Here is a 19,053-nt window from a genome sequence, read left to right as displayed (position 1 = left end):
CGGGGCCTACGCCGCCCGGTGCCGCGGGTCAACCGATGGCTGCGCCGGTCAGATCAGCCCCTCGGCCCGGAACAGGTCTTTGAGGTCGGCTTCGGGGCGGGGGCCGACATGACCGATCACCTCGGCCGCGGCGACACAGCCCATCCGGCCCGAGGTGGCAAGATCCGCGCCCGTCGCCAGGCCGTAGAGGAACCCTGCGGCGAACTGGTCGCCCGCACCGGTGGCGTCCACCGGGGTCACGGCGCGGACGGGCACGACGGCCTCTTCGTCGCCGCGCACCACCACGACGTCCTGGCCCGACCGGGTGCAGACGACCAGGCCCGATTCGCCCGCCGCCGTTTCCAGCGCGGTGCCGAGGTCGTCGGTCTCGTAAAGCGACAGCCATTCGTGTTCGTTGCCGATGACGTAGTCGAGTTCCTTCACCAGCGTGCGGAAATCGCCGCGGTGCCGGTCGACGCAGAACGGGTCGGACAGGGCGATCCCCGCCATGCCACCCGCCGCGCGGGTCGCGCGCGACGCCGCCTGGAATGCCTGCTTGCCCTTTGGTTTGTCGTAGAGATAGCCCTCGAGGAACAGGATCCGCGCATCGGCGGCGACCGTTTCCGACACGTCGTCGGGCCCCAGCTCAGCCGAGATGCCGAGGTAGGTGTTCATCGACCGCTCGCCATCGGGGCTGATGAAGATCATCGAGCGGGAAGTCGGCAGTTCGCCGCCCGGCACCGGCGCGTTGACGAAATCGGTGCCGCCCTTCTCCAGCTCGGATGCGTAGAACCGGCCCAGGGCATCGTCGCGGACCCGGCCGATGAACCCGGTCGAGAGCCCGAGGTTGCCGATCCCCGCCATGGTGTTGGCGACCGAGCCGCCGGGCACCTGGGTGCGTTCCTCCATCGAGCCGTAGAGCAGTTCGCCGCGCTCGCGTTCGACCAGCTGCATGATCCCCTTCTGGATCCCCATCAGGTCGAGGAAGGAATCGTCGGAACGGGTCAGGACGTCGACGATCGCGTTGCCGATGCCGATCACGTCGTATTTCGTCATGGGGTCTTGTCCTCGTAGGGGCAGAGATCGCGTATCAGGCACGCGTTGCATTTCGGTTTGCGCGCCACGCAGGTGTAGCGGCCGTGCAGGATCAGCCAGTGATGCGCATGAAGCTGGTAGTCGGCGGGCACGTTGTCCTCGATCGCGTGTTCGACAGCGACCACGTCCTTGCCGGGCGCGATGCCGGTGCGGTTGCCGACGCGAAAGATGTGGGTGTCGACCGCCTGCGCCGGGTAGTGCCACCACATGTTCAGCACCACGTTCGCCGTCTTGCGGCCCACGCCGGGCAGCGACTGCAGCGCGGCACGGGAGTTTGGAACCTCGCCGCCGTACTCCTCGACTAGGATACGGCTGAGCTTGATGATGTTCTTCGCCTTCTGGCGGAAGAGACCGATGGTCTTGATGTGGTCGGTCACGCCCTCTTCGCCAAGCGCCAGCATCTTTTCCGGCGTGTCGGCGATCTGGAACAGCTTGCGGGTGGCCTTGTTCACGCCCGCATCGGTGGCCTGCGCCGACAGGGCCACGGCCACGACGAGCGTGTAGGCGTTCACATGGTCGAGCTCGCCTTTCGGCACCGGCTCGGCCGCGTGGAACCGCGCAAAGATCTCGCGCATCGTGTTGTAGGGCAGTTGCTTGGCCATCCGGGCCTTAATGCACGGGCGCCGGGGCGCGGGCAAGGTGGTGCACTTAACCACGGCGCAACCTTGTTGCGGGAATGTGGCCGGGAAAGGCGGACCGATGCAACACGACCATTTTCCGATCACCGGGCTGGGTCCGGGCACCATGCTTCTGGCCACGACCGGAGAGATCCCGGTGGAATGGTTGGCACCGGGCGACCGCCTGATCACCCGTGACCACGGCGCGCAGGAGGTGCTGCACATAGTGCGCCTGCGGCGGATGCCGTCGGGGCGCGCCCTGCCGCCGCCCATCGTCTTCCTGCCGGGCGAATACGGGCCCGGCGGCAAGCTGTCGGAAAAGCTGCGGGTGGCGCCGGGGACGCGGGGGCTGGTCAAGCGGGCGGAATGCGAACTGGATTTCGGCACGGACGAGGTGCTGGCCCGCTTCGGCGACCTGACCCGGCGGGACGAGCCGCGGCGCGATCCGACGATGGGGCCGCTGTCCTACCACCTGGTCGTCATGCGGCATCACGAGATCATCAATGCCGGCTCTCTCTGGGTCGAAAGCGTCGATTCAGAGATGGCGGAAACGCTCGATTTGCCCGACGCGGTGACCCGGTCGACCGCGCTCTTCGACACTGACGCCCGCGCCCCGCGCCGCTGCCTCACCCGGGACGAGGCGCTGCTGCTGCGCGGCAGGGTGCCGGCGGAGCTGTCCCTCCTCGACCTGCTCGCGGCCTGAGCGCCGACGCGTGCACGCGGCCGTGAGATGCGACAGAGTTGCATCGTGACGCCGCCACCGTCATATAGCGGGCAAGCTACTGGAGGTCCCGGATGACCAATTACCTCGACTTCGAACGTCCCCTTGCCGAGATCGAAGGCAAGGCCGAGGAACTGCGCGCCATGGCGCGGCAGAACCCCGAGGCGGACGTGGAGCAGGAGGCCGCCCAGCTCGACAAGAAGGCGTCGGACATGCTGGTGAAGCTCTACAAGGAGCTGACGCCCTGGCGGAAATGCCAGGTGGCGCGCCATCCCGACCGGCCGCATTGCCGCGATTACATCGACGCGTTGTTCCCCGACTTCACCCCGCTGGCGGGCGACCGGAACTTTGCCGACGACCTGGCCGTGATGGGCGGGCTCGCGCGGTTCCAGGACAAGCCGGTGGTGGTGATCGGCCAGGAAAAGGGCAACGACACCAAAAGCCGGATCGAACGCAACTTCGGCATGGCCCGGCCCGAGGGCTACCGCAAGGCCGTGCGCCTGATGGAGTTGGCGGACAAGTTCGGCCTGCCGGTCGTGACGCTCGTCGACACCCCCGGCGCCTATCCCGGCAAGGGCGCCGAGGAACGCGGCCAGTCCGAGGCGATCGCCCGCTCGACCGAGAAGTGCCTGCAGATCGGCGTGCCGCTGGTGTCGGTCGTGATCGGCGAGGGCGGATCGGGCGGGGCCGTGGCCTTTGCCAGCGCCAACCGCGTCGCGATGCTCGAACACTCGGTCTACTCGGTCATCACACCCGAGGGCTGCGCCTCGATCCTGTGGAAGGATTCCGAGAAGATGCGCGAAGCGGCCGAACAGATGCGCCTGACCGCGCAGGAGCTGAAGCAGCTCGTCGTCATCGACCGGGTGATCCCCGAGCCGCTGGGTGGCGCGCACCGTGACGCCGCCGCCAGCATCGCCGCCGTCGGCAAGGCCATCGGCGAGATGCTGGGCGAGCTGGACGGGATGAAGCCGAAGGACCTGGTCGCCGACCGGCGGAAGAAGTTCCTCGACATGGGCTCCAAGGGCCTCGCCGCCTGATCAGAGCGGTTCGCGGTTGCCGTGCAGCAGCGTCGCGATCCAGGCCGTGACCAGCACCGCGGCGATCAGCGCCGCGGCCAGCGCCGTGGTGCGGGCGGCCTCGGTCGCGCCGGCCATCTGCGTGACCAGCGCCGCGACGAGGATCCAGGGCACTGACAGGGCCGCGCCGGACCACAGCCGGCGGCCGCCCGTGGCACTGCCCGGCCCGCGCAGCACGCTGGCATAGTCATACCCGTGCCCGTTCGGCCTGAGCGGCAGGTTCGAAAAGTTCATCTCGTTCCGGACGGTCATGCGGAAGATGCCGTCGATCACGGTCCGGTTCTCGAAATAGGCGTTGTGGGACCGGGCCGGGGCCGGAAAGCCGTAGTTCTGGACGTGCACGTCATCGACATCGAACGCGCCTTCGCCCCGCTCGCAGGGGGACTGCAGCGGCCCGCTGATCGCGTCCGCCTCGTCCCAGTAATTCGTCCAGTGGATATGCGGCTTGCGGTTCTTGACGAAGGGCATGCGCGCCGTCGTCATCCGCAGGCCGTCGAGGATGTCGAGGTACGAGATCACCTTGCTGCGCTGCCCGCCGAAGAAATAGTGGATCTTGTCGATCGGGCTGCCCATCGTCACCAGGTGGCTGATCTTTTCCAGCGGGATCGGCCCGGCGATCGGGTTGGACAGGTTGTAGGCGTTGTTGTGCAGCACCAGCGCCGGCAGCGTGTCGAAGGCCACGCTGGTGCCAAGGCTGTGGCTGGTCACGACCACGCGCCCGCAGGCCGGATCCTCGAGCACGTGGCGCATGATGCCCGACCCCATCTTCAGCACCTTCGACCGTTTTTCAAAGGTCTCGTCGGTTTCGGCAAAGGTCGCCCAGGCCTGCACGTCCCCCATCGATTCCGCCAGGAACCGGGTCACGCCAAGCAGCGAGGCAAGGCTGACACCAAGCGCCGCGGCGGCGGCAAAGGTCGGCTTGATCCGGTCGCCCAGCATCTCGGCCAGGGTCTTGAGCAGGCCGTTGCCTTCGGCCGCGGCGGCAAAGAGGTGCAGAAGCTGCAGGATCGACCAGACCACGCCGCCGACCGACAACGCGAGCGTCACGAGCAGGGTCAGCAGCAGGAAAGCATTCCGCAGCTCGCGAAAGAAGGAAAAGCGCCACCAGCGCCAGGCCAGGCGCTTCATGCGGTCGCGACTCGTCGGGAATTGCTCCAAACCCCTGTCATAGAGACGCAGGAAGTGCCGAAAATACCCCTGGCAGCCGGGGTTCGAGCGGCGGAAGCTGCGGTAGTGCGACAGCATCCGGTCAAAATCGCCCTCACGCGTGCCTTCGGGCCACTTGGTGCGGTCCTGTCGCAGCTCCAGCAGCATGGATTCGCGCAGCCCATGGCGTTCCCACCACGGGGTCAGCAGGGAATAGACCGGCCTCACCGTCTGCAACAGCATCCACTTGGTGATGCCCACGACCGACTTCGATCCGGCCATGGCCGGCGCCCAATAGCATTCGTAGACCCGGATCTCGCGCTCTTCGCGGCTGCCGGCCGACAGGTGGCGGGCGCGGACGTAGGTGACGACCTCGTCCTTGTCGATGCGGTGTGGCTCCTGCCGCGCCCCGATGCCGACCAGGCGGCCCAGCGACTTTGCCCGGGCGGCGTCGCTGCCGAGGTACCGGTGCAGGGAATCGATCAGCCGACAGCTTTCCTCGTATCGGCGCTGGCTGCCCATGCCGTGGAAATGCACAATGGCGGTGTACCCGTCGGGGTTCTGTCCGCCGCGCAGGCGCCGGGGCTTGGCGGCCGCGATGGCCCTGGGTGGTATCATGCCGGATCAATCCCTTGTGCGGCACGCCGCCGCAAATCCCGGGATGATGCCGCAGGGTCAGCCTTCGATCAAGATTTCCGGGGCAGGCCCGGATCGGTCGCGGCCATCTCGGGACGGTTGCGCATCCAGTCCCACCACAGCATCACGGCCGGATGGCGGGCCACCGCCTCGGCCCCTTCGGGCGCCGCGGTGAAGGCGGCGACCATCGGGGCCAGGTGCAGATCGGCCAGTGTCAGGGTCTGTTCTGCCAGGACGCGGCCCTCGCCCGCGATCGCGTCGAGCATCGCCAGCACCGGTGCGGCGGCTGCCAATCCCGTCGCCACCTCATCTTCGTCTCGCGGGGTCCCGATGGCCGGAGCGAACACCCCGGCCGAATAGACCTGCCGCACCATGGGCCAGTAGGCATAGGCATCGACGATGCCCTGCACCTGCACCATCCGGGCGCGGGCCTTCGGGTCCTCGGGGATCAGCGTGTCTCCGGGAAAGGCGGTCGCCACGTAGGTCAGGATCGCCGCCGTCTCGAACAGGCGAAAGCCGTCGTGGTCGAGGACGGGCACCCGGTGCATCGGATGCGGGCCGCGGCCCTTGTCGGCGCGGAAGGGGTTCACCTCGACCCAGTCATGGTCGAGGTCGCGGTGGTGCAGCACCAGCCGCGCGGCGCGCGAATAGACCGAGTAATGAAAGCCGTGCAGTGTCAGCCCGCTCACGTCACCAGCATCCTGAGGCCCTGAGTCACGTCCGTCCGCACCGCCAGCCGCAGGCCCGGTTCGTCGCCGGCGCGCAGGGCCGCGACGATGTGGCGGTGGTACTGCGGCGCCTCGCGCCGCCGCATCCGGCCATAGAGCTTGGCCATGGTCGGGCCCAGCTGCAGCCAGACGGTTTCGGCCATCGCCAGCATCGCCGGGGCCTGCGCCCGCAGGTAGAGCGTGCGGTGGAATTCGAGGTTCGTGCGGATGTAGCCGACCGCGTCCTGCCGGGCGACGGCCTCTCCGATCGTGGCATTGATCGCCTCGAGCCGCTCGATCAGGGCCAGGTGGGCACGGGGCAGGGCGCGGCTGGCCAGCTCGACCTCGATCAGCGCTCGCAGCGCGGCCAGCTCCTCGATCCGCTCGTTCGACAGGTCCGGGGTCGACACCCGGCCCGAGGCCGAGAGCATCAGCGCCCCCTCGGCCACCAGCCGGCGCACCGCCTCGCGCGCGGGGGTCATCGAGACATCGTATTCCTTGCCGATGCCGCGCAGGGTCAGCGCGGCGCCGGGCGGGATCTCTCCGTGCATGATCCGGCCGCGCAGCCCGCGATAGACGCGGTCATGGGCCGAGGGCGACGGATCGGGGCGGGTGTTCATCAGCATAGGCTGTATGTGATCACAAATCCCCGCCGGGTCAATCGTGGCCTAGTCGAAGCGATAGGCGTGCAGGGTCGCGCCGTTGTCGCGCAGCCATTTGCGCTGCGGTTTGTACGGGCCGTGAATGCGGTCGACCGCGGCCCAGAAGTCCGGGGAATGGTTCATCTCTTCGAGGTGCGCGACCTCGTGCGCCGCGACGTAGGACAGCACCTCGGGCGGGGCGAGGATCAGGCGCCAGGAATACATCAGCCCGCCGTCCGCGGTGCACGATCCCCAGCGGGACCGCGTGTCGCGCAGCGTCAACCGGCTGTAGCGCCGGCCAAGCGCCGCAGCGTAACGATCCGATTCGCCCGCCAGCCGGTCACGCGCCAGCGCCTTGAGCCAGGCCGCCAGCCGGCGTCCCGCCGTGTCGGGATCGCCGGCCACGTGCACTGCCTCGTCCGTCAGCTTCACGCCCCGGCCCAGGGCCTGTCGCACCTCGCGCGGCTGCCCCTCGACCAGCAGGGTCGACCCGATGCCGACCGAGGTGACCGGGGTGCGCTGCTCCAGGTGCCCGCGCAGCCAGCCCGCCTTTTCCCGAGCGAACGCCAGCGCTTCGCGCTCGCTCACCCCGCGCGGCATGGTCAGCGTCACGCGCCCGTCCAGGCCCGAGACCCGGAGGCTGATTCTCCGCGCCCGGGCGGACCGTTTCAGATTCAGCTCGACCGGGGGGTTGCCCGGAAGAATGTGTTGCCCCATATGCCTGCAGTTCCCCGCGCCCTGTCGCTTGCTTGGAAAGGCTTTGACAGCCTGATCCGGTTATGGCAGGTGGCGCGGACCGCCGACAAGATATGTCATAAAAGGGGATCACCCATGCCCAAGGAAGAATGGGGTACGAAGCGCGTTTGCCCGACGACCGGCAAGCGATTCTACGACCTGAACGCCGTTCCGATCATCAGCCCCTACACGGGCGAGGTGGTCGAGATCGATGTCGCCCGCGGGCGGACCATCGTTGCCGATGCCGAGGACGCGGAGACCAAGAAACTGCGCGCCCATCAGAATGACGATGACGATGCAGATGTGCTGGAAGACGACGACGATGATGTCGATGTCGATCTGGACGACGACCTGCTGGAAGACGATGACGACGACGACAACGTGTCGCTCGACGACATCGCCGACGTCTCGGACGAAGAAAGCGAAGACTGACGGGTCGCCCCCAAAGGGCCCTGTCCGATGTCTGCGCCGCTCCCGGATCGGGGGCGGCGTTCGTCGTTCCGGGGCCCCCGATACGTCGCGGCGTCAGGCCGGGTTTTTTCGCTTGATCCCGCCCGCGCACCACTCTAGATAGCCGCAACGGACCGGAAGGGTCCGCGGAAATGGGGCCTTAGCTCAGCTGGGAGAGCGCTTGCATGGCATGCAAGAGGTCAGGGGTTCGATCCCCCTAGGCTCCACCAAATCCCCCCCGATTACCATGCGCGCACCGGGCCTTTTCGGGCACAGGGCGGCATCCTGTCCAAGCACTCCCTTGCAGTTGCCACATGCGGCGTTACTGCAGGTCAGACCAACGTCACCGGGGAGCGATGCGCAGGATGGCCGAGTTCACGCGACAGCAGATCACCGCCGCCAACCGCGCGGCCTGGGACGCTTCGGCGCCCCTGCATGGCACGGGCGACGGGTGGTTCGCCCTTCTGGAACGCGCGGGGCAGCCGGGGTTCTCGGTGCTCGACACGCACCTGACCTCGATCCTCGACGGCCTTGCGCTCGAGGGGAAATCGGCCGTGCAGATCGGCTGCAACAACGCGCGGGAGCTTCTGTCCCTCGCCGTCCTCGGGATCCGGCCCGCCCTGGGTATCGACCAGTCGCTGGCCTTCTTGGCCCAGGCGCGGACACTTGCGGATGCGGCGGGGATGGACCTGCGCCTGCTCGAGGCGGACATCTACGATCTGCCGGGGGATGTCGGGCAGTACGACCTCGCCCTCATCACCATCGGCGTGCTGAGCTGGATGCCGGACCTGCCGGCGTTCTTCCACGCGGTCGCGGGACTGATCGCGCCGGGCGGGGCCCTAGTGATCTACGAGACGCATCCGTTCCTCGAGGTCTTTGACCCGGCCAGCGCCACGCCGCACGAACCCGCTTTCAGCTATTTCGATCCGCACCCGCAGGAGGTGACCGGGGCGATCGCCTATGATGGCAAGGACCACGGCGCGGGCGAGACCGGGTACTGGTTCATCCACCCGTTGGGAGAGATCGTGACAGCCTGCGTCCGGTCCGGGCTGAACCTTGTCGAGTTGAAGGAATACTCCCACTCCATCCGCGAGCCCGAGTACGACATCTACGCGGATCGCGCCGCGCAGGTCCCGATGAGCTACAGCCTGGTCGCGCGTAAGCCCGACGGGACCTGACAGACCCTGTCGTCAGGCCTTGACCGGCGGCCAGGTGCGCGCGTTCTCGGCCGCGGCCCACTGGCTCACCCAGTCGGGCAGAGCGGGGCGGTTGGCGGTGATGTCGGGGCGGTCAAGCAGCGGCAGCACCTCGTCCTCGATCCCGATCATCTTGCGGTTCCGCACCACGGCCGAGCGAAAGATGCCCTGCCCGGCACAGGTGTCGGGATCGGTCCAGAGGCTCTGGTCGAAGTAGAGGAACCGCGCGTCCCAGCCTGCGATGCGGGTGCGCTGTTCCAGCTTCTGTCCCAGCGTGATCCGCTTGCGGTAGCGCAGCGCACTGCCCGCGATGGTGAAGGACATGCCGTGGGCCTTGAACGCGTCCCACATGCCCGAACGGACGGAAAACGGGATCCGCCCCATGTCGTAGAAGGTCAGCGTCAGGCCATTGTTCAGCTCGTTCATCATGTCGAGGTCCCAGGGCCAGACACGATGGTGGGAGACATGCGTCTCCCACGGGCTGATCGGGTGCTTGCGCCACTTCATGACCTGCCGGCTGATGCGAACGAATGGATACATCGGCAATACCTCCGCCGCGACCCTGCGCACCGGCCCGGCGGCGTCAACCACGACCTTGCGTCTCTCCTTGCGCCAAGGGCTTGCATTGCCTACCTAAAGAGCCGTCAACCAAAGGAGACCCCGGTGCTGAGCCTGTTCCAGATCCTGATGCTGATCCTCGATGTCGTGTGGTTCATCATCATCGTCCACGTCATCATGTCGTGGCTGATCAACTTCCAGGTTCTGAACCTGAACCAGCAATTCGTGGCCCAGGTCTGGTACGGGCTGAACCGATTGGTCGAACCGCTCTACCGCCCGGTGCGCAAGATCCTGCCGCCGATGTCGGGCATCGACCTGGCGCCGCTGGTCGTGCTGATCGGCATCTACGCGCTCAGGATCATCCTGGCCAACAACATCGGCTACTTCCTCTGACGCAGGGCTAGGGCCCGCTATCGGCTAACAACGGCATTGTCATTTGATAACAGCCCCGGGTTCGTCATTCTCGCCGCAGAAATGACGACCTGGAGGTTCCAATGCGTGCCGTTCTTGCCTTGCCCCTGCTGTTTCCGCTGCCGGCCCTTGCCGACGACATTCCCGTGCCCAGCCGGGTCGCGTCGGTCACGGTCTTTCCGCAGGGCGCCTCCCTCGTGCGCGAGGGGCAGTTTTCCGCCCCCGCCGGCCGCCACACGCTGATCCTGACCGACATGCCGGTGCGCGACGCGCGCGGGCTGCGGATCGAGGCCGATGGCGTCTCGCTTGGCCCGGTCACGATCCGCAACGACCTGACGCCGCCGCGCGACCCGCAGACCGACGCCGCGATCGAGGCGGCCGAGGCCGAGGTCGAGCGCCTGGAAAAGGCGGTGGCTGAGGCCCGCGATGCTGCCGGTGCAATCCGGCTCGAGGCCGAGGCTGCGCGCGCCCAGATCGAGTTCCTCAAGGGCCTCGGCGCCTCGGACGGGATCGCCGCGGCCGGGATCGACACGCTGCGCGACCTGTCCCGCATGGTGGGGGAAGAGACGCTCGCCGCCGAGCGCAGGGCACAGCAGGCCGAGATTCGCGCGCGGGAGGCCGACCTGGCCATGAAGGACCGGCTGGAAGAGCTCGATCGTGCCCGGAAGGCGCTGGCCGCGCTGGATATCGAGGACGCGGACCGCGAATACGTCGCCATCACCGTCGATGCGCCCGAGGCCGTCGAGGGCACGCTCAAGGTCCGCTACGTGACGGACAATGCCGGATGGCGGCCGGTCTACGACGTGCACCTCGACCGGGGTGCGGACGGTGGCATGTCGATCGGGCGCGGCGCCTACGTTCACCAGGCCACGGGCGAGAACTGGCAGGACGTGGACCTTGAGCTGTCGACCGTCAGGCCCACCGGGCAGAACGAGCCGGGTACGCTCTATCCGATCCAGCGCTGGATAGTGGACGAGAACGAGCCGCCCGCGCCGATCCCGCTGAACAAGCGATTCCTCGGCGCCGCGGAAAGCGACATGGCGATGGCGCCGATGGCCGAGCAGATCGTGGCGCAGGCCAGCTACGACGGGCTGAACGTGACCTACAGCTACGAGACCCCGTTGACGTTGGCCACCGGCGCGGACGAACTGCGCATCGCGCTCGGATCCATCGATGTCGCGCCCGAGGTCATGGCCCGCGCTGTGCCGATCCGCGACGAGACGGCGTTCCTGATGGCCGAATTCACCAACCCGGCCGATGAGATCCTGCTGCCCACCGAGGCCTCGGAATTCTACCTCGACGGCACCTACGTGGGTCAGCGCCCGACGCCGCTGATCGCCGCCGGTGACGAGGCGGAGTTCAGCTTTGGCCCGATCGAAGGGCTGCGTCTCAAGCGTACGGTGCAGGACCGGTCCGAGGGCGATCGCGGCGTGATCAGCCGCAGCAACCGCCTGGCCGAGGCGGTCGAGATCGAGATCCGCAACCTAACGGGCGAGGCCTGGGACCTGCGCCTGATCGACCAGGTCCCCTATTCCGAGCAGGAGGACCTCAAGATCGAATGGAACGCGACGCCCGAGCCGACCGAGGTCGACGTGGACGGCGAACGCGGCATCCTGGCCTGGGACCTGGCGCTGGAACCGAACAGCACCAGCACCGTCCAGCTGAACCACACGCTCAGCTGGCCGACCGACAAGGTCCTGCGATAGGTTCTATTCGGCCGAGGGCATGTGCAGCTGGTTCAGCAGCGCAAGACGCGCGATGGCCTGCGCCGTGGTCTCGGCCTCAAGCCCCGCGCGCGCACGGGCCAGGTGCTTTTCCACCGCGCTCACCGAAAGTCCGGTCAGGACGGCGACGTCCTGCACCGACTTGCCGTCGGCGATCCAGCCCAGCAGTTCACGCTGGCGGTCGGTGACCTTGTAGCCTTTAAGCGGCAACGGCATGTGGGTCAGCCGGCCATGGGCGGCGCTGGCAAGCGCCATGATCTCGGCGCCGTGCCGGTCCCAGATCCGGTCGACGTCGTCCTGGGTCAGCCCCTCGCGCGCGGTCAGGCCCATCGAGCCGCGTCCGTTCCGCCCGTTCGGGGGAAAGGCGATGGTATAGCCGGCATGGACGCCGAGCCGCTTGAGCAGGGCATCAAGCTCGTCGGCGATGTCCACCATGCCGTATTCCTGCAGCAGGCGCGGCGCCTCGGCCCAGGACAGGGCGCCGACGTTCCGCCCAGCCCAGATCCGCATTGGCGACCGGTCCAGCCGGGGGCCGATGTAGATGTCGCGCACACGGGTGTCGGGATGTGAGGACAGCGCGAACCGCATGGAACGGCTGATGTTGTCGGGATCGTGCAGCGCCGGGCTGTAGCCATAGTTCAGCCGGTCGAACCCGAAGCGTGACAGCTGGTAACGCAGTTCGTTCCAGACCGCCGCGATCTCGCCTGCCATGCCGATCCGGCCGATCGACTCGATGACCTCCTCGGCGTTCGGCGGGCGGCGGGGCGTGCTGGACGCGGGGAGCGAGGTGCGCAGGAACGGGTCGACGGGGCGGGCGGCATGCGCCGCCCCGGGACCGGCCCGCTGGTCGTCAGATCCGCCGGAACGTTCCGCTGTCGCTGTCATATTCCTCGAGTCCCCCTCACCGATGTCGTTCCAGAGTCCGTGCAGGGTAAGCTTTCCGGTGCTCACCGCTTCATTCACGAACGGAAACGTCATCAAGTTTTCGAGCGAGACAAGAATAGCCTGTTTTTCGAGGGCCAGGCGCTGTTCCGTGGCGTCAGCCACGTCCTTGACCCGTTCGTATCCGGGGCGCAGGATGTCCATCCAGCGGCCGACGAAGCTGGACTTCTGTTCGAGCTCGGGCGCCGCGCCCGAACACATGTCGAGGCAGCCCTTCACCCCGCCGCAGTTGGAATGGCCGACGATGACCACATGCGCGACCTTGAGCGCGGTGACGGCGTATTCGACCGCCGCCGAAGTGCCGTGCTGCTGGCCGTCCGGCTCGTAGGGCGGCACCAGGTTCGCAATATTGCGATGGATGAAGAACTCACCCTGGTCGGCGCCGAAGATCGCGGTGACATGCACCCGCGAGTCGCAGCACGAGATGATCATCGCGCGCGGATGTTGGCCCTCTTCCGCAAGGTGGCGGTACCAGGCCTTGTTTTCCGCGTAAGATGTCGCTTTCCATCCTTGGTAACGCTTGACCAGGTAAGAGGGCAGGGGGGTTGCGAAATCCATTCCGTCTCCTCGGGTTGCCGGATCCCGGGCGATATAGCGCGGGCGGTGCCGGTTTGAAACGCCTTTGACAGGAATACTCCGCGTTTTGTGCCTTGACCTCAACCATTTGGGAACCCTCCCCGCGCATAGTCGTTCCGTGGGGAGTGCGAAGAGTGAGGGTGCAATGTCCGATCAGGTGGCTGTCCTGAGCCGCGAGGAAACCGTGCGCGTCGATCCGGTGCGCTTGACCGAACTCTGCGACCAACTGGGCCAGAGCGAGGCCGAGGACCTCGTCTGTCGCGCCATGGAGGAACTGGCGGTTCGGCTGTCTTTCGCCGAACGGCAGTACCGACAGGGCAAGCACGCCGATATGCGGCAGAGCGTGCTGGCGCTGGTCAACATCGCCGACCGCATCGGAATGTATTCCCTGTCGCGTGTCGCGGGCGACGTGATCCTCTGCCTCGACGCAGGCGACAGCACGGCGACCGCCGCCGTCGTGGCCCGGCTGATCCGCATCGGGGAACGATCGCTTTCCGCCATCTGGGACATGCAGGACTAGCCGCGACGGCATCGCGCTTCGGCCTTGCAGGCCGGCGGCGGGCGGATAGGTTGGCGGGGTGACCTGAGAAAGGAACCCCATGTCCCTGACCTTTGCCGCCGCGTCCTCCCGTGCCCTGCCGCTGACCCTGCTGACGCCCGAAACGCTCGACCAGTGGATCGCGACGCAGGCGCCGCCGGTCGCGGCCTGGGTCCGCGGCAACGGGTTTGGCGCGGCGCTTGGCAAGGTGCTGGTGCTGCCCGGCAAAGACGGTGGCCCTGCCGGCGCGCTCTTCGGCCTCGGGTCAGAGGCGGATCGCGCGCGCGGCCGGTTCCACGTCGCCGCCGCCGCCGCGACCCTGCCGGAAGGCGACTGGCAGCTCGACAACACCCTGGCCGGCAAGGACCTCGACGAGGCGGCGCTGGGCTGGCTGTTCGCGGGGTACGCCTTTGACCTCTACAAGTCGAAATCCGGCGCCAAGGCGCGGCTGGTCGCGCCCGCGGGCGTCGATGCCACCCGGCTCGAGGCTATCGTGGCGAGCGAGGCGCTGGTCCGGGACCTGATCAACACCCCGGCCTCCGATATGGGCCCCTCGGCCCTCGCCGGGGTGGCCGGTGACATCGCCCGCGACTTCGGCGCGACGTTCCGGGTGATCGAGGGCGATGACCTCCTGACCCAGAACTTCCCGATGATCCACGCCGTGGGCCGCGCCGCGGCCGATGCGCCCCGCCTGGTCGAGATGACCTGGGGCAGCGAAGGCCCGGCGCTCACCCTGGTTGGCAAGGGCGTCTGTTTCGACACCGGCGGGCTCGACATCAAGCCGCCGGCCTCGATGGGTCTGATGAAAAAGGACATGGGCGGGGCGGCCAACGTCCTGGGCCTGGCCCGCGCGATCATGGCGACCGGAATGAAGGTCCGCCTGCGCGTGCTGATCCCCGCGGTCGAGAACGCCATCGCCGGCAACGCCTTTCGTCCCGGCGACATCCTGACCTCGCGCCAGGGCCTGACGGTCGAGATCAACAACACCGATGCCGAGGGGCGGCTGGTGCTGGCCGACGCGCTGACCTACGGCGCCGAGGACAAGCCCGACCTGATGATCTCGATGGCGACGCTGACCGGCGCGGCGCGGGTGGCCGTGGGCCCGGACCTCGCGCCGTTCTACAGCGACGACGACGGCTTCGCGCAGGCGCTGGCCGCCTCGGCGGGCAAGGTCGCCGACCCGGTCTGGCGCATGCCCTTCTGGGCGCCCTACGAAAAGATGATCGAGCCCGGCATCGCCGACCTCGACAACGCGCCCAAGGGCGGTTTCGCCGGGTCGATCACCGCCGCGCTGTTTCTGCGGCGCTTCGCGGGCGACACCAACTATGCCCATTTCGACATCTACGGCTGGCAGCCCGCCTCGGCCCCGGGGCGCCCAATGGGCGGCGTCGGGCAGGGCTGGCGCGCGATCCTCGACGCGCTGCCCGGGGTGCTCGGGGCATGATGCCCGACCGCCGCCGCTGGCCCGCCAACACCCGCGTCGCCGCCGCCCGCCTCAAGGGCGAGGTGGCCGTCGACCGGTTCGTCGATCCCGTGACCCGCGCGGTCGTCCTGCCGGTGGCCGACCTGAAGGCCGCGCCCGGCGGGCGGCGGGACCGGCAGGTCCTTTTCGGCGAACGGCTGAACGTCTACGAGGTCGCCGACGGCCACGCCTTCGTCGAGGCGCAGAAGGATGGCTACACCGGCTACGTGGCCGAGGCCGCGCTGGCCGAGGCTCCGGCGCCGACCCATATTGTCTGCACCGCCGCCACCCACGTCTACCCAGCCGCCGACATCAAGGTGCCGGAACGCTTCGGCCTCAGCCTCGGCGCGCGGGTGCAGGTGATCGGCACAGATGCGAAGTTCGCCCAGACCCCCGAGGGGTTCATCCCGATCCGCCATCTCCGCCCCCTCGACAGCCCCGAACCCGACCCGGTCGCAGTCTCGGAGCGCCTGATCGGCACGCCCTATCTCTGGGGCGGGAATTCCCGCGCCGGGATCGACTGTTCCGGCCTCGTGCAGGCGGGCTGCGTGGCCTGCGGCATCGCCTGCCCGGGCGACAGCGACATGCAGGAACGCGAACTGGGCGCCGCACTGCCCGAAGATGCGACCCTGAAACGAGGGGATCTGCTGTTCTGGAAAGGCCATGTCGCCTGGGTCGCGGACGAGACGCGCATCCTGCACGCCAACGGGTTCGACATGGCCGTGGTCTACGAGGGCATCGATGCCGCCATCGCCCGGATCGAGGCGCAGGGCGACGGCAAGGTCACCGCGCGGCGCCGGCTGGGCTAAGCGGGCTCACTCTGTATCGACGGCGCGGATCAGCTTGCGTTCCAGCACCCGCAGCACGGTCTTGAGGTCATGCCCGCGGCGCAGGATCCGGCCATCCATGCCGACGACGCAGTACATGCCCTGCTTGTCCCGCATCCGCGGCCGCTTCTCGATCCGGTAGAGCGGCTGTTCCGAGGCGCGGCGGAAGACCGAGAAGATCGCCACGTCGCTGAGGAAGGAAATCGCGTAGTCGCGCCATTCCCCGGCTGCGACCATGCGTCCGTAAAGCCCGATGATCACCCGCAATTCGGTCTTGTGAAAGGTCACCACGTCGGTGGTGGACCGGCCGCCGGCGGATGGAGGAGCGACGAAGTTCATACGCCAAGATTTGCCAACTCGCGGCGTGAAATCAAGTGCGCCGCACCTTCTCCCACGTGGAAAGCCTCAGGGTCGCCTTGACCCTAGGCGGCCTTTTGCGCAGTTTGCGCGCGATTGACGGCATGCCGCCGTATTGGAGGATCAAGACCATGGCCGAGGCATTTCTGTGTGACGGGCTGCGTACGCCGATCGGGCGGTACGGCGGCGCGCTCAGTTCCGTGCGCCCCGACGACATGCTGGCGCATGTGATGAAGGACCTGATGGCCCGCAACCCCGGTGTGCAGGTCGACGATGTCTATGTCGGCTGCGCCAACCAGGCCGGCGAAGACAACCGCAACGTCGCGCGCATGGCCTCGCTCCTGGCGGGCTTGGGCGAAGATATCCCCGGCGCCACGATCAACCGCCTCTGCGGCTCGGGCCTCGACGCCGTCGGGACGGCGGCGCGGGCGGTGAAGTCGGGCGAGATGCAGGTGCTGATCGCGGGCGGTGTCGAGTCGATGTCGCGCGCGCCGCTGGTCATGCCCAAGGCCGACAGCGCGTTCTCCCGCAAGGCCGAGATCTACGACACCACCATCGGCTGGCGTTTCGTGAACAAGGCGATGCACAAGCATTTCGGCACGGATTCCATGCCCGAAACCGCCGAGAACGTGGCCGAGCAGTTCCAGGTCGGCCGCGAGGATCAGGACGCCTTTGCCTACCGCTCGCAGGAGCGCGCCGCCGCCGCGATCAAGTCCGGCCGCCTGGCCGAGGAGATCACCGCCGTCTCGATCCGCCAACGCAAGGGTGACCCGATCATCGTCGACACCGACGAACATCCGCGCCAGACCTCGATGGACAAGCTCGGCGCGCTGCCGACGCCGTTCCGCGAAAACGGCTCGGTCACGGCGGGCAACGCCTCGGGCGTAAACGACGGCGCGGCCGCGGTGATCATCGCCTCGGGCGAGGCGGTCGAGAAGTACGGCCTGACGCCGCGCGCGCGGATCGTGTCGATGGCCACTGCCGGCGTGCCGCCGCGGATCATGGGCATCGGCCCGGCACCCGCGACCGAGAAGCTGCTGGCGCAGACCGGCTATTCCATCGGCGACATCGACCTGATCGAGCTGAACGAAGCCTTCGCGGCCCAGGGCCTGGCGGTGACGCGGCAGCTCGGCATCGCGGATGACGCCGACTGGGTGAACCCCAACGGCGGCGCGATCGCCCTTGGCCACCCGCTCGGCATGTCCGGCACCCGCCTGGCGCTGACCGCCGGCCTCTCGATGGGCCACATGGGCGCGAAGCGCGCGATCTGCACCATGTGCATCGGCGTGGGCCAGGGCATCGCCCTGATGCTGGAAGCTGTCTGAGGCAGGTTCGGCGGCGGGGTGACGCCCCGCCCGGAGGTTCGGGGCCGTCCTTCGGGGCGGCCCTTTTCGTGCGGTGGTCGCGCGGACCGGGCATCGAGCCCGCTCCGCGCGATGCCTCCGGCGGGAGTTTTCCGGGCAAGATGAAGGTGGTGGGGCCTAGAGCCCCACGATGCGGTCCTGCAGCGCGTGGCGGGCGATGAGCATGCGGTGCACCTCGCTCGGGCCCTCGTAGATCCGCTGCACCCGGATCTGGTTGGCCATCATCTGCAGTGGCAGTTCCTTGGTCATCCCCATGGCGCCGTAGGCCTGCATCGCCTTATCGAGCGTGTCCCAGGCCAGTTCGGTGCCCTTCAGCTTGACCATCGAACATTCGGTGCGGGCCTGCTGGCCGGCGTCGATCTTGACGGCGGTGTTGTAGACCATCAGCCGGAGGGCGTGCAGCTCCATCTCGGCGTCGGCGATCCACCACTGGATGGCCTGCCGGTTCGACAGCAGGTCGCCGAAGGTCTTCCGCTCCTTCACCCAGGCCTTCATCTCGTCCAGCGCCCGGCGGGTGGTGCCGATGCAGCGGGCCGCCATCTCGACCCGGCGTCGCGAGAGGCGCAGCTGCATCGGGCCGAAGCCGTTGCCGAGCTCGCCCAGCAGGGCGGATCCGGGAAGTTTCAGATCGTCGATGGCAATCTCGTAGGTCACGCGGCCACCGATCATCGGGATCTTGCGCGCCACCTCGTAGCCGGGCGTGTCCTTGTCGACCACGAAGGCCGAAATGCCGCCGCGCGCGCCCTTCGACGGGTCGGTGACGGCCATGAGGATGGTGAAATCGGCCTCGGGCGCGCGGCTGATCCAGATCTTGCGGCCGTTGATCCGCCAGCCGTTGCCGTCGGGTTCGGCGCGGGTGATCATCGCCGCCGGGTCGCCGCCGCCGTTCGGTTCGGAAATCGCGATGGCGCTGATCTTCTCGCCCCTGGCATAGGGTTCGAGGTACTTCTGGCGCTGCTCGTCGTTGCAGGTCTGCATGAGCATGTGCAGGTTCGGGCTGTCGGGCGGAAAGTAGTAATCGACGCAGGTGCGGCCGAGTTCTTCGAAAACCCCCACCATAGAGACTGTATCGAGGTTCGCGCCGTCGAACTCCTCGGGCGATTCCAGGGCGTAGAGGCCCAGCTCCTTGGCGCGGGCGTCGATCCGGGCGCGGTCCTCGGCGGGGATCGCCTTGGCCTCGCCCTCGGCCTCGCTGGCCAGCACTCTGGGCTCCAGCGGGATCAGGTTGTCGCGCACGAAGCGCGCGACGAGGTCGCGCAGCATCTGCTGTTCTTCGCTCAGGGTGAAATCCATCG

At 67.9% G+C, this 19,053-nt stretch carries 20 protein-coding genes, 1 tRNA gene and 1 pseudogene; 11 read left to right on the top strand and 11 right to left on the bottom strand.

What is annotated here, in order from left to right; all coding sequences use genetic code 11:
* Positions 1–48: 48 nt before the first annotated feature.
* Positions 49–1,035: an adenosine kinase gene (locus ACE2AC_RS12515; RefSeq protein WP_375687515.1), complete on the bottom strand. Its 987-nt coding sequence runs from the start codon at positions 1,033–1,035 to the stop codon at positions 49–51.
* Positions 1,032–1,676 carry an endonuclease III gene (nth, locus tag ACE2AC_RS12510; RefSeq protein WP_375687513.1) on the bottom strand — a complete coding sequence of 215 codons (645 nt, stop codon included), beginning with the start codon at positions 1,674–1,676 and terminating at the stop codon, positions 1,032–1,034. The genes ACE2AC_RS12515 and nth overlap by 4 nt, the downstream gene beginning before the upstream one ends.
* Before the next feature lie 97 nt (positions 1,677–1,773).
* Between nth and ACE2AC_RS12505 the strand changes: the two genes are divergently transcribed.
* Both ACE2AC_RS12505 and ACE2AC_RS12500 read left to right on the top strand, forming a co-directional pair.
* On the top strand, positions 1,774–2,394 hold the full coding sequence (locus ACE2AC_RS12505) for a Hint domain-containing protein (protein WP_375687511.1): 621 nt from the start codon (positions 1,774–1,776) through the stop codon (positions 2,392–2,394).
* Between the two features lie 92 nt (positions 2,395–2,486).
* Positions 2,487–3,449, top strand: a complete 963-nt coding sequence (locus ACE2AC_RS12500; protein WP_375687509.1) for an acetyl-CoA carboxylase carboxyltransferase subunit alpha — start codon at positions 2,487–2,489, stop codon at positions 3,447–3,449.
* Here ACE2AC_RS12500 and ACE2AC_RS12495 read toward each other — a convergent pair whose 3' ends face one another.
* The 4 genes from ACE2AC_RS12495 to ACE2AC_RS12480 form a co-directional block, all read right to left on the bottom strand.
* Positions 3,450–5,252: a hypothetical protein gene (locus ACE2AC_RS12495; protein WP_375687508.1), complete on the bottom strand. Its 1,803-nt coding sequence runs from the start codon at positions 5,250–5,252 to the stop codon at positions 3,450–3,452.
* A 68-nt stretch (positions 5,253–5,320) separates the two neighbouring features.
* Positions 5,321–5,959, bottom strand: a complete 639-nt coding sequence (locus ACE2AC_RS12490; protein WP_375687507.1) for a glutathione S-transferase family protein — start codon at positions 5,957–5,959, stop codon at positions 5,321–5,323.
* A complete protein-coding gene (locus ACE2AC_RS12485) occupies positions 5,956–6,603 on the bottom strand; it encodes a GntR family transcriptional regulator (protein ID WP_375687505.1) in 648 nt (215 codons plus the stop codon). Before ACE2AC_RS12485 ends, ACE2AC_RS12490 begins: the two co-directional genes overlap by 4 nt.
* A 42-nt stretch (positions 6,604–6,645) precedes the next feature.
* Complete coding sequence (locus tag ACE2AC_RS12480) at positions 6,646–7,335, bottom strand: M48 family metallopeptidase (protein ID WP_375687503.1); 690 nt, start codon at positions 7,333–7,335, stop codon at positions 6,646–6,648.
* A 114-nt stretch (positions 7,336–7,449) separates the two neighbouring features.
* Here ACE2AC_RS12480 and ACE2AC_RS12475 point away from each other — a divergent pair, with 114 nt between their 5' ends.
* The 3 genes from ACE2AC_RS12475 to ACE2AC_RS12465 all read left to right on the top strand — a co-directional run bounded on the left by ACE2AC_RS12475 (position 7,450) and on the right by ACE2AC_RS12465 (position 8,981).
* Positions 7,450–7,785 (top strand): TIGR02300 family protein, encoded by a 336-nt coding sequence (locus ACE2AC_RS12475; protein ID WP_375687502.1) that lies wholly within the window; start codon positions 7,450–7,452, stop codon positions 7,783–7,785.
* Positions 7,786–7,957: 172 nt separating this feature from the next.
* Positions 7,958–8,033: transfer RNA gene (locus ACE2AC_RS12470), tRNA-Ala, on the top strand.
* Positions 8,034–8,168: 135 nt separating this feature from the next.
* Positions 8,169–8,981, top strand: coding sequence for a class I SAM-dependent methyltransferase (locus ACE2AC_RS12465; protein ID WP_375687500.1), 813 nt, complete (start codon positions 8,169–8,171; stop codon positions 8,979–8,981).
* Between the two features lie 12 nt (positions 8,982–8,993).
* Here ACE2AC_RS12465 and ACE2AC_RS12460 read toward each other — a convergent pair whose 3' ends face one another.
* Complete coding sequence (locus ACE2AC_RS12460) at positions 8,994–9,539, bottom strand: acyl-CoA thioesterase (RefSeq protein ID WP_375687499.1); 546 nt, start codon at positions 9,537–9,539, stop codon at positions 8,994–8,996.
* 123 nt (positions 9,540–9,662) lie between these two features.
* Between ACE2AC_RS12460 and ACE2AC_RS12455 the strand changes: the two genes are divergently transcribed.
* Positions 9,663–9,950: a YggT family protein gene (locus tag ACE2AC_RS12455; protein WP_375687497.1), complete on the top strand. Its 288-nt coding sequence runs from the start codon at positions 9,663–9,665 to the stop codon at positions 9,948–9,950.
* 119 nt (positions 9,951–10,069) lie between these two features.
* A complete protein-coding gene (locus ACE2AC_RS12450) occupies positions 10,070–11,674 on the top strand; it encodes a DUF4139 domain-containing protein (RefSeq protein ID WP_375687495.1) in 1,605 nt (534 codons plus the stop codon).
* Positions 11,675–11,677: 3 nt separating this feature from the next.
* Here ACE2AC_RS12450 and ACE2AC_RS12445 read toward each other — a convergent pair whose 3' ends face one another.
* Positions 11,678–12,403 carry a helix-turn-helix transcriptional regulator gene (locus ACE2AC_RS12445; protein WP_375692106.1) on the bottom strand — a complete coding sequence of 242 codons (726 nt, stop codon included), beginning with the start codon at positions 12,401–12,403 and terminating at the stop codon, positions 11,678–11,680.
* Positions 12,404–12,542: 139 nt separating this feature from the next.
* Positions 12,543–13,192, bottom strand: a pseudogene (locus tag ACE2AC_RS12440) (carbonic anhydrase).
* Positions 13,193–13,355: 163 nt separating this feature from the next.
* Between ACE2AC_RS12440 and ACE2AC_RS12435 the strand changes: the two are divergent.
* The 3 genes from ACE2AC_RS12435 (at position 13,356) to ACE2AC_RS12425 (ending at position 16,019) form a co-directional block, all read left to right on the top strand.
* Entirely contained in the window at positions 13,356–13,730 is a 375-nt protein-coding gene (locus tag ACE2AC_RS12435; RefSeq protein ID WP_375687493.1) for a hypothetical protein, read from the top strand.
* Between the two features lie 79 nt (positions 13,731–13,809).
* Positions 13,810–15,192 (top strand): M17 family metallopeptidase, encoded by a 1,383-nt coding sequence (locus ACE2AC_RS12430; protein ID WP_375687491.1) that lies wholly within the window; start codon positions 13,810–13,812, stop codon positions 15,190–15,192.
* Positions 15,189–16,019: a C40 family peptidase gene (locus ACE2AC_RS12425; protein ID WP_375687490.1), complete on the top strand. Its 831-nt coding sequence runs from the start codon at positions 15,189–15,191 to the stop codon at positions 16,017–16,019. Before ACE2AC_RS12430 ends, ACE2AC_RS12425 begins: the two co-directional genes overlap by 4 nt.
* A gap of 6 nt (positions 16,020–16,025) precedes the next feature.
* Here ACE2AC_RS12425 and ACE2AC_RS12420 read toward each other — a convergent pair whose 3' ends face one another.
* A complete protein-coding gene (locus tag ACE2AC_RS12420) occupies positions 16,026–16,376 on the bottom strand; it encodes a DUF2794 domain-containing protein (protein WP_375687488.1) in 351 nt (116 codons plus the stop codon).
* Between the two features lie 149 nt (positions 16,377–16,525).
* Between ACE2AC_RS12420 and pcaF the strand changes: the two genes are divergently transcribed.
* Entirely contained in the window at positions 16,526–17,719 is a 1,194-nt protein-coding gene (gene pcaF, locus ACE2AC_RS12415) for a 3-oxoadipyl-CoA thiolase (protein WP_375687486.1), read from the top strand.
* Positions 17,720–17,875: 156 nt separating this feature from the next.
* Here pcaF and ACE2AC_RS12410 read toward each other — a convergent pair whose 3' ends face one another.
* Complete coding sequence (locus ACE2AC_RS12410) at positions 17,876–19,051, bottom strand: acyl-CoA dehydrogenase family protein (RefSeq protein ID WP_375687484.1); 1,176 nt, start codon at positions 19,049–19,051, stop codon at positions 17,876–17,878.
* Positions 19,052–19,053 lie beyond the last annotated feature (2 nt).

It is taken from the genome of Pseudooceanicola sp. LIPI14-2-Ac024, assembly GCF_042188925.1.
Lineage (GTDB): Bacteria > Pseudomonadota > Alphaproteobacteria > Rhodobacterales > Rhodobacteraceae > Pseudooceanicola.
The sequence above is the reverse complement of the archived record's forward strand: the minus strand, read 5'-3'. Positions and strand labels throughout refer to the sequence as shown.